4 protein-coding genes are annotated in these 2,473 nt (G+C 78.4%); all 4 read right to left on the bottom strand.

Translation table 11 applies throughout. The features are described from left to right. The coding region (locus PYV61_RS24155) for a hypothetical protein (protein ID WP_275836432.1) at positions 1-431 on the bottom strand (431 nt) is incomplete at its 3' end. Positions 432-436: 5 nt separating this feature from the next. Then, a complete protein-coding gene (locus tag PYV61_RS24150; protein ID WP_275836431.1) occupies positions 437-1,171 on the bottom strand; it encodes a hypothetical protein in 735 nt (244 codons plus the stop codon). 77 nt (positions 1,172-1,248) lie between these two features. Continuing rightward, entirely contained in the window at positions 1,249-1,971 is a 723-nt protein-coding gene (locus PYV61_RS24145; protein ID WP_275836430.1) for a PEP-CTERM sorting domain-containing protein, read from the bottom strand. A 35-nt stretch (positions 1,972-2,006) separates the two neighbouring features. Further along, the coding region (locus tag PYV61_RS24140) for a superoxide dismutase family protein (protein WP_275836429.1) at positions 2,007-2,473 on the bottom strand (467 nt) is incomplete at its 5' end.

Below are 2,473 nucleotides of genomic sequence, written 5' to 3'. Positions count from 1 at the left end.
AGCCGCACCGCGCCCGCGGTGTCGACCACCACCGCCGGCGCCAGCGCCCCCGCCCCCGGCGGGCGCACCTCGCGCCCGCGGTGCACCACCCACCCCCACGGCACCGCGCCGCCGAACTGCCCGGCGTTCAGCGCCACCGCGGCGCCCCGGTCGCCGGCCGCGCGGTCCACCGTCCACGTCCCGCGCCGCCCCTCGCGCGCGGCGTCGAGCGAGAGGCGCACGCGCCGCGGGTCGACGCGCGCGACCACCACGCGCAGCGGGATCGGCGCGCCGTCGAACGCCAGCTCCGCCCACTCGACGCCGGGCGCGCCGGTCCGCCACCGCACCGGATCGGCCGGGGCCCCGGCCCACAGCAGCGGGCCGCCCAGCGCGAGCGCCGCGAACAGCGCGACCGCGCGGGCGAGCCGCGGCACCCGCGCGGACGGCCGCACGCCCATCACCCGCCGAGCAGGGCGCGGAAGGGCGCGAGCTCGCGCGCGCGGTGCTCCAGCGACGCGCGCTCCCCCGCCGCGTACACGTACGAGCCGGTGCGCCCGCCGCGCGCGAGCACGAACGCCGCCGCGCGCTCGCGCAGCACCGCGTACTGGTCGGCCGTCAGCCCCGCCGCGCGCGCGCCGAGCGCCTGCGGGTCGCGCCCCTCGTCGGCCGCCATCGCGTCGAACGAGGAGTCCGACGACTCGGGCGGCTCCGCGCCGCACTTCGCGACCATCGCGTCCTTCGTCTTCACCATCCGGTCGGTGACCGCCTTGAGCGAATCCTGCATCGGGCCGCCGGCCTTGCCGCTCTTGTCCTGCTCGCGCTTCGCGGCGAAGGCGAGCCCCATCGTCATGCCGGTGTAGCGGAGCAGCTCCTTGGCGAACGGCTGCGAGCAGGCGGCGTACGCCTCGTCCTGCTTCGCGCGCTCGGCGTCGCGGGCGCGCCCGGCGGCGTCGCGCCTCTCCTGCGCGGCCGCCTCGCCCGCCTCGACGCGCAGCCCCTTCACCAGCTGGTCGAGGCGCGCGTCGGTGATCTCGAGGACGCGGTCGGAGAACGCGGGCGCGCGCTCGCCGCCCTCGGCGAGGCCGATCTTCTGCTCGAGGCGCTTGCGGAGGCCGCCGAACTGCGCCTCCGCGACCTGTGGGATCGCGGCCAGCGCGAGCAGCGCGGCGGCGAGGCGGATCGTGGACTTCATATGGGATACCCGTGCGTCGGGAGGGAGTGGGCGTGCAACGTCGGCGTCGCGGGCGCCGCGCGCGTAGTGCGACCGACCTATGCGCGCCGCGCGCGGCGGCGGGCCGCGGCGACCAGCGCGAGCCCGGCGCCGACCAGCGTCACCGTCGCCGGCTCGGGCGCGGTCGTGGTGGCGGCGGGGCCGGCGCCGAACGTCACGTCGTCCATCCGGATGCCGGCGGCGTCGTTGGTCCCGCCCTGCAGCCGCACGCGCCCGATCCCCGCGTCGTGCCGCCAGCCGAAGAACTGCCCGGCGGTCGGGGTGAGCGTCGCCGAGCCGACGAGCGCGCCGGCCAGGTCGAACACCGAGATCGTGGTGCCGATCGGCTGGCTCGCGAAGACGTACAGGTCGAGCCCGAACGCGCGCGTGGGCGTCGTGAACGCGACGTCCTGCGTCGCGTGGCTCCCCGAGTACACGGTGCTCGCGTTGCCGTACGAGCCCCACCCGGCGGGCCAGAACCAGTGCCCGTTGTTCGCGTTGGAGAACGCGAGTCCGGGCTCGATCAGCCCCGCGCCGCGGTCGCGCAGGACGGTCTCGCCGGTGAGCGGCAGGCCGGCGCCGGGCGTCGTCCCGTGCGTGGTGGCCGCGTACACGCCGCGCGCGGGGTCGGTGACGTCGTCGAACGTCTCGGTGCGCGCGGTGGCGCCGAGGATCGCGGCCAGGTCGGCGCGGGTGGCGACCTGCTGGGCCTCCGCGGCCGGCGGGGCGGCGAGAGCGAGGAGCGCCGCGGCGGCGCTGGAGAGGAAGACGGTGGGGCGCATGGGCGTCGGCTCGGGTGCGGGGTGGGGTCGGTCGCTCACTCGAACCGGAGCGCGCCGCAGGCGACGCGGGCGCCGCTGTTCCCCGGGCCCGCCGGGCCGGCGTTGGTGCGGCGGTCGTCCTCGTTCTGGTGGAGCACGAGCGCGGTGCCGTCGGCGTCGGCCAGCGCGGCGAGCGCGAACTGCCCGAGCGCCACGACCAGGCGCCCCTCGCCGGCCGGCGTCACCTCGACGTTCGGCAGGTCGCCGGCGTGGAAGCCGAGCGGGTTGTCGTGGCCGTGCTCCCGCGCGGTGGGGTTGTAGTGCCCCCCCGCCGACGCGAAGCCGCCCGCGGCGACGCAGGCGCCGACGGCGTGCAGGTGGAGCCCGTGCCGCCCCGGCGTGGCGCCGCGGACGTGGACGGCGAGGTGCACGCGCCCGGTCGCGTCCTCGACGAGGCGCGCCTCGCCGAGGTCGGCGCGCGCGGCGTCGCGCAGGATGGCCGCGGCGCGTGCGGCGTACGCGC

Source organism: Roseisolibacter sp. H3M3-2 (assembly GCF_029211165.1).
Taxonomy (GTDB): Bacteria; Gemmatimonadota; Gemmatimonadetes; order Gemmatimonadales; family Gemmatimonadaceae; genus Roseisolibacter.
Note: the sequence above shows the minus strand (reverse complement) of the source record. Positions and strands in the feature narration are given on the sequence as shown.

Excerpts from the sequence above, each read along its gene's own strand:
- PYV61_RS24150 (WP_275836431.1), bottom strand. The coding sequence starts at position 1,171 with ATGAAGTCCACGATCCGCCTCGCCGCCGCGCTGCTCGCGCTGGCCGCG.
- PYV61_RS24145 (WP_275836430.1), bottom strand. The coding sequence starts at position 1,971 with ATGCGCCCCACCGTCTTCCTCTCCAGCGCCGCCGCGGCGCTCCTCGCT.